At 70.0% G+C, this 7,173-nt stretch carries 4 protein-coding genes, 1 tRNA gene and 1 pseudogene; 2 read left to right on the top strand and 4 right to left on the bottom strand.

The window, feature by feature from the left end; all coding sequences use genetic code 11:
• Window positions 1–62: 62 nt before the first annotated feature.
• A complete protein-coding gene (locus tag ACFU6I_RS03495) occupies window positions 63–296 on the bottom strand; it encodes a chaplin (RefSeq protein ID WP_384360883.1) in 234 nt (77 codons plus the stop codon).
• Between the two features lie 152 nt (window positions 297–448).
• Window positions 449–1,774, bottom strand: coding sequence for a M20/M25/M40 family metallo-hydrolase (locus ACFU6I_RS03490; protein ID WP_384360880.1), 1,326 nt, complete (start codon window positions 1,772–1,774; stop codon window positions 449–451).
• A 183-nt stretch (window positions 1,775–1,957) separates the two neighbouring features.
• Between ACFU6I_RS03490 and ACFU6I_RS03485 the strand changes: the two genes are divergently transcribed.
• Window positions 1,958–2,045, top strand: a tRNA-Leu gene (locus ACFU6I_RS03485).
• Window positions 2,046–2,132: 87 nt separating this feature from the next.
• Here the strand turns inward: ACFU6I_RS03485 and ACFU6I_RS03480 are convergent.
• Both ACFU6I_RS03480 and ACFU6I_RS03475 read right to left on the bottom strand, forming a co-directional pair.
• Window positions 2,133–3,923 (bottom strand): annotated as a pseudogene (locus ACFU6I_RS03480) (cation:proton antiporter).
• 126 nt (window positions 3,924–4,049) lie between these two features.
• Window positions 4,050–4,970, bottom strand: coding sequence for an aldose 1-epimerase family protein (locus ACFU6I_RS03475; RefSeq protein WP_384360878.1), 921 nt, complete (start codon window positions 4,968–4,970; stop codon window positions 4,050–4,052).
• Between the two features lie 352 nt (window positions 4,971–5,322).
• On the opposite strand from ACFU6I_RS03475, the gene ACFU6I_RS03470 reads away from it, so the two are divergent.
• Entirely contained in the window at window positions 5,323–7,146 is a 1,824-nt protein-coding gene (locus ACFU6I_RS03470; protein ID WP_384360875.1) for a glycoside hydrolase family 15 protein, read from the top strand.
• Window positions 7,147–7,173 lie beyond the last annotated feature (27 nt).

Genomic DNA, 7,173 nt, shown 5'->3' with positions numbered 1-7,173 from the left:
GGAGCGCATGGCGTGCGCTCCGGGGCCGACGGGCTCAAACCCTTACGGGTCGACGCACAACGTCAGGAGTTGGCGCAGTAGTTGCCGAAGGCGGGGTTCAGCAGCCCGATCACGGAGACCGTGTTGCCGCACAGGTTCACCGGCACGTGCACGGGAACCTGGATGGTGTTGCCCGAGATCACACCGGGGCTGCCGGCCGCGGCACCCTGGGCGCCCGAGTCGGCGACGGCCATACCCGCACCCGCCAGCACCAGACCACCGGTGACTGCCGCAGCGGCGACGATCTTCTTGATCATTATTCCTCCTAGTTGGCAATGCGGTCCCAGCCGCGGACCGCATCACCTGTAACGAGGAATAAGTGATCGGGCTACGATGCAATGACCCCTTTCACTCGTTCCGGTCACGTACGCACACGCTGACGAATACCGGTGGAACAGGGCGCGGTAATTCAGCAGTTGTCGATGAAACGGTCGAGTACCCGCGCACCGAACTGGAGGCCGTCGACCGGCACCCGCTCGTCGACACCGTGGAACATGCCCGCGAAATCGAGCTCCGGCGGCAGCTTCAGCGGCGCGAATCCGAAGCAGCGGATGCCGAGGTCGTCGAAGGATTTGGCGTCGGTGCCGCCGGAGAGCATGTACGGGACGGCGCGGGCGATCGGGTCCTCCGCCTTCAGCGCGATCTGCATCGCGTCGACCAGGGAGCCGTCGAAGCTGGTCTCCAGCGCCTTGTCGCCGTGCACGTCCTCGCGCCTCACCCGCGGGCCGAGGATGCGGTCCAGGTCGGCCAGGAACTCGTCCTCGAAGCCGGGCAGGAAACGACCGTCGACATGGGCGACGGCCTGACCGGGGATCACGTTCACCTTGTAGCCGGCGCCGAGCATGGTGGGGGCGGCGGAGTTGCGGAGGGTGGCGCCGATCATCTTGGCGATGCCGCCCAGCTTGTCGAGCGTGGCGTCCATGTCCTCCGGGTCGAGGGGGGTGCCGAGTGCGTCGGACAGTTCGTCGAGGAAAGACCGTACGGTCTTGGTGACCCTGACCGGCCACTTGTGCCGGCCGAGCCGCCCGACCGCCTCGCAGAGCTCGGTGATCGCGTTGTCGCTGTTGGTCATCGAGCCGTGCCCGGCGGTGCCGTCCACGGTGAGCCGCATCCAGTGCATGCCCTTCTCGGCCGTCTCCACGAGATAGAGCCGCAGCTTCTCGTTGACGGTGAAGGAGAAGCCGCCGACCTCGCCGATCGCCTCGGTCACACCGTCGAAGAGATCCGGGTGCTTGTCGACGAGATACCGCGCACCGTACGTACCACCGGCCTCCTCGTCGGCGAGGAAGGCCAGCACGATGTCGCGCGGGGGCTTGCGGCCGCTGCGCATCCGGTCACGGACGACCGCGAGGGTCATCGCATCCATGTCCTTCATGTCGACGGCGCCGCGCCCCCACACACAACCGTCCGCGACCTCGCCCGAGAACGGGTGGTGCGTCCAGTCCTCGGCGTTGGCCGGCACGACGTCGGTGTGCCCGTGGATGAGCAGCGCGGGCCTGGACGGGTCCTCGCCCTCGATCCGGGCCACGGTCGAGGCACGCCCCTTGTGGGATTCGAAGATCTTCGGTTCGAGCCCGACCTCGGCGAGCTTCTCCGCGACGTACTCGGCGGCCGCCCGCTCACCCGGGCCCGAGTGGTCTCCGTAGTTGCTGGTGTCGATCCGGATCAGCTCACGGCAGAGGTCCACGACCTCGTCCTCGCCGGACAGGCCGCCGGCCTTGTTCGTCTCGCTCACGCTGCTTCCTTCCACTGTCACCCTGGTGCTCCCCCACATCCTCCCGCGCCCGGCCCGCACACCCAAGGGCGCCCGTCCCCCGTCACGCGCCGTTCACACGGCCAGTGGCGTGATCGAGCACCCCCGAATGTTTGCTATTGTTTTCCACGTCGGAACGGGCACGGCCCGCGAGACAGACACCTTGTCCGGGTGGCGGAATGGCAGACGCGCTAGCTTGAGGTGCTAGTGCCCTTTATCGGGCGTGGGGGTTCAAGTCCCCCCTCGGACACCAGAAGGTCTCCCTTCGCAGGAGACGGAGCGGATGCGGGTCGAGGATCATCTCGGCCCGCATCCGCTTTTTCGTGCGGGCCCTGCGGCGTCACACTCCGGCCGCAGCGGGAGGCGCGGCCGGACGTCCGCCGGAGGCGGGAGCCAGGAGGACGGCGAAGTCGCCCGGCCCGGGCAGCGGGCGGTTCTCCTCTGTGACCGGATCGAGCCGGCCGTCGCCCCGGACGAGGAACAGCGTGTCCCAGTCGGCCGGCGCGGCCTGGTCCGCGGGCCTGGTCACGATGGACGCCCCGTCCTCTTACCTCCGGGTCAGCACCGCCCCGGTCAGTTCCGTGCCGAACAAGACCTCGCCGCCCATGAACGGGGCGACCACGCCGAGGCTCTCGCGCGGAGCACCGACGCGATGGACGGATCCCTCGACGCTGCCGCGCAGGATGGTGGCCGCCAGCGCATTGAAGTCGTCCTCGGCGGTCAGGAGGAACACCGCCGTGATGCCCTCCAGCTCGGCCCGCTCACCGGTGGCGGCGGCCAGCAGTTCCCCCGGGGCCAGGTCGAGTCCGGCCTGTCCGATGCGCTCATGCTGCTGCTCCGGCCCGGCCCACATCAGTACCGGAAGCCCCGCCGATCTCAGTGCCAGCCCGAGATCCACCACCCACTGCTCACCGCCGACCAGGAGCGGGCGTGAGCGGGCCGGCCGCACGACGCCCAGCCGCCGGGCGACGGCCGGCGCCGTCAGCCCGTACAGCGTCACCGTGGCCACGATGACGACGAACGTGGCCGGGAGAATCTTCGAAGCGCCGCCGATTCCCCTCGCCACCAGGGCGGCGGAGAAGGTCGAGGCGGTCGCCGCCGCGACGATCCCGCGGGGGGCCATCCAGCCGATGAAACCCCGCTCACCCCGTGACAGGTCCGTGCCGAGCGTCGACAGGACCGCCACCAGGGGTCTGACCACGATCACCAGCACGACGGCCAGGCCCAGCGCGGGCAGGACCACGTGGCGCAGCGACTGCGGGGCGACGGTGGCCGAGATCGAAATGAAGAGCAGCCCGAGGATCAGGCTGACCAGGGTCTCGAAGAAGGGACGGCGCGCCGGGACGTCGAAGCGTGGAAGGTTGGCGACTGCCAGTCCCATCACCACGGCAGCGATGAGCCCGGTGTCCTCACGGACGACGTCGCAGAAGGCCGCCACCGCGATCACCGCGGCGAGCTGGGCTGTCGTCCCGAGGACCTCGCCGAGCCGGAGCACCCGGAGCAGCACCCACAGCAGCGCGGCTCCGACGACGCCTCCCGCCAGTCCCACGCCGACGCTGCCGAGGAACTTCACTACGCCGAACCCGGCATGACGGCCGCCGCTCGCTTCGACGAGGTGGAAGACGAGCGCCCCAAGGATGCCGCCGACCGGGTCGATGAGCGAGCCCTCCCAGACCAGGATGTGCTGCAGCCGTTGCTTCGGCCGGACGAGGCTGAGCAGCGGACCGACCACGGTCGGCCCGGAGACCACGAGGATCGCACCCAGCATGACGGCCGCCCGCCGGTCCATGTCCAGCAGCAAGACGGCGACCAGCGTGCCGAGCACCCAGCTGACCAGGACGCCGATCCAGATCAGCCGGACGACGACGCGGGTATGACCCTTCAGGTTTCCGAGATCGAGCCCGAGGCCCGCGTCGTAGAGGATCACCGCGACGGCGAGCGACACCAGTGGCGAGAACGCCGGGCCCAGCAGGCGCTGCGGATCCAGGTCGTCCACCAGCGCCCCGGCGGTGAACCCGACCGGCAGCAGCACGATGAGCGCCGGGATGCGCAGCCGGCCGGCCAGGATCTGCGAACCGACGGCGAGCACCAGGGTGAGCCCCACACCGATGAAGACCTGATTCGTCGTCATGGAGAACTCTTTCGCGAGCGGACCGGCCGACGACGGAACGGCAGCGGGAGAAAGCCGGTCGGCCGCACCGGTTCGCGCATGGCCGTCGGACCGACGGTGGTCCGGCCGAGCATCACGGCGCAGCCGTCATTCCTGCCACGGGGTGATCCCCCACCGGAGTGTGTGCTCCTCACCGGGCCCCAGAGCGACAAGTCCCGTACCGCTGCGGAACGCGTCCGGAGGGCACGACATCGGCTCGATGGCGACAGCGCGGCGCCGCTCGCTCTCGGGCAGGGTGTCCCCGGTGTAGAGCTGTACGTGTTCGACGCCCTCGCCGAGCCATACGTCCGTGCCCCATGTGCCGGAGGGATGGGTAAGGCGCACCGCGGCCCGCCCGTGCGCGTCCCGGTCGAGCCCGCCGAACGGTGTGTCCAGCCGCTGTGTGCCGAGGGCTCGTGGTGCACGGAAGTCGTAGGGCGTGCCCGCAACCGGTTCGGCGGCGACCGGAAGTCCCCGGTCGTCGGTGCGCAGCCGTGTGCGCGCCGGCACGGTCAGCAGCGCGTCGTCCACGACTGCGGTGCCGACCACGAAATAGGGGTGCTGGCCGACTCCGTAGGGTGCGGCGCCCGTGCCGACGTTGCGCGCGGTCACGGCCACATCGAGGCCGCCGTCGCCGAGGGTGTACTCGGCACGGACCCGGAGGTGGAAGGGATAGCCGGGCTGGGGCCACAGGGGGGTGTCGAGCACCGCGCGGTCGTCCTGCGCCTCGACGACCCGCCACGATGTCCAGCGGAGCAGGCCGTGGATGGCGTTGCCGTTCTGCGGCTCGGTCAACGGCAGTTGGTGGTCCCGGCCGTCCCAGCGGTAGCGCCCGTCCGCGATCCGGTTGGGCCACGGCACGAGGATCTGACCGCGTCCGCCGGTGATCCGGTCGTCCGGCGCGAATCCGTCGAGTACCGGCCGCCGGCCGACGGCGTAGTGGCGGAGGGCCGCACCTAGTTCGACGACGACGGCCTCGTGGTCGCGATGGCGGAGAGTCACCTGTCGTCCGGTCCGGCTCTCGTGCACGCGTGGCCTCCTCGGCCTGCCCGTGGGGCGGACGGCCCGCAAGTCCGGGCCGGGGGCGGCCCGGTCCGTCGGCAGCCTCCCGGGAGCGTGCGGACAGCGATCTGCCGAGTCAAGCAGGACACGTGTGTCCTGCTTGAATGCGGCGGCAGGTTCGCCCGGCGGGGGGCATGCCCGCGGGCAGAAGGGCTCGTCCGTCCCCGCCTGCGCAGGGGCCGTGGCGTGGGCGAGCGATCACGCCGTGACACCGGCGGGCGGAGGGGCCCGTCCGCCTCCCTCCCTCAGCCCAGGCGCGGAGATCCGTTCTGCCGGATAGTGGGTGGTGTGGGGGACTTCCCACACCCCCGGAGCCACCATGGACGAACGCTATCCGCCGATCGCAGACCACGGGCTCGTCGGTGATCTGCAGACCGCCGCGCTCGTTTCGTCGCGCGGCGTGATCGACTGGTTCGCCGCTCCCCGCTTCGACTCGCCCAGCATCTTCGGTGCCCTGCTCGACAGCGAGCACGGCGGACACTTCCAGCTGGCGCCGGATCATCCCGAGGGAAGCAGCAAGCAGCTGTACTACCCGGACACAGCTGTTCTGGTGACCCGGTTCATGTCGCCGGACGGGGTGGGCGAGGTGATCGACTACATGCCTCCCGACCTGACGGGTGTCGCCACCGACCGGCACGCCCTGGTCCGAATGGTGCGGGTCGTGCGGGGAACCGTCAGCTTCGAACTCGCGTGCCGGCCGCGTTTCGGCTACGGCCGTGCCGAGCACGAGCTCGACCTCGGCCCCGAAGGTGCCCTGTTCCGGGCCCCCGGCATCAGCGCCCACCTGCAGAGCACTTTCCCGTTGGAGCGCGACGGCCGGGATGTGCGGGGCACGGTGACCCTGAACGCCGGCGAGGCCGGCAGCGTCGTGTTCACCGTCTGCGCCGCTGGCGGGGAGGCTCCTCCGCCCCCGACGGTCGACAGCATCACCGCACAGTACTGGGACGTCGTCCGCTTCTGGAAGACGTGGCTGCGCAGCTCGCGATACCGGGGCCGGTGGCCCGAACTCGTCCACCGTTCGGCCATCACCCTGAAGCTGCTCATCTACGCCCCCACCGGGGCGATGATCGCGGCAGCGACGATGGGGCTGCCGGAACAGGTCGGCGGGGAGCGCAACTGGGACTACCGGTACACCTGGGTGCGTGACGGTTCCCTGTCCGTCCGTGCCCTGCTGGACCTCGGCTTCGTCGAGGAAGCCACCGCGTTCGTCCACTGGCTCGTCGCACGCCTGCATGACCGCGAGGGCACCGACGGAGAGCCGTTGCAGACCATGTACCGGGTCGACGGCGACCCGAATCTGCCCGAGGAGATCCTGGCACATCTCGAGGGGTACCAGGGCTCGTACCCCGTCCGTGCGGGCAACGCCGCCGCCGACCAGCTGCAGCTGGACATCTATGGCGAAGCCGTCTACGCGCTGTCCCAGGGGCGTGGCATCGGCCGACAGGTCACGTACGCGGGGTGGAAGGCCCTCACCAGGACGCTCGACTGGCTCGCCGACACCTGGGACCGGCCGGACGAGGGCATCTGGGAGACCCGTGGCGGACGCAAGGACTTCACGTACAGCCGGGTGATGTCCTGGGTCGCCTTCGACCACGGCCTCCGCCTGGCGGACTTCTTCCGCAAACCCGCCGACACGGCCAGGTGGACGAGAACGAGGGACGCCATCTTCGAACAGGTCATGGAACGCGGCTGGAGCGATGCAAAGAAGGCCTTCGTCCAGCACTACGGCGGCGATGTGCTGGACGCCTCGCTGCTGCTGATGCCAAGGGCCGAGTTCGTGTCCCCCAGGGACCCGTCCTGGCTGTCCACGCTCGACGCCATGGACCGCGTACTCGTCTCCGACAGCCTCGTCTACCGCTACGACCCGGCGGCCTCGCCCGACGGGCTGCGCGGCTGCGAAGGGACCTTCAGTCTCTGCACGTTCCTGTACGTCGACGCGCTGGCCCGCGCGGGCCGGCTCCCCCAGGCCCGGTACGCCTTCGAGAAGATGCAGACCTACGCGAACCATGTCGGCCTCTTCGCCGAGGAGATCGGCCCGACCGGGGAGCAACTGGGCAACTTCCCGCAGGCGTTCACCCACCTGTCCCTGATCATGGCCGCCCTCACGCTCGATGAGGCGCTCGACGACGAGGAGGGCCGCTGACCCTGTCGACGCTCCCCCGGCAGCAGC

This window comes from Streptomyces sp. NPDC057486 (genome assembly GCF_042802415.1).
In the GTDB taxonomy this organism is placed as follows: domain Bacteria; phylum Actinomycetota; class Actinomycetes; order Streptomycetales; family Streptomycetaceae; genus Streptomyces; species Streptomyces yanii.
The sequence above is the reverse complement of the archived record's forward strand: the minus strand, read 5'-3'. Positions and strand labels throughout refer to the sequence as shown.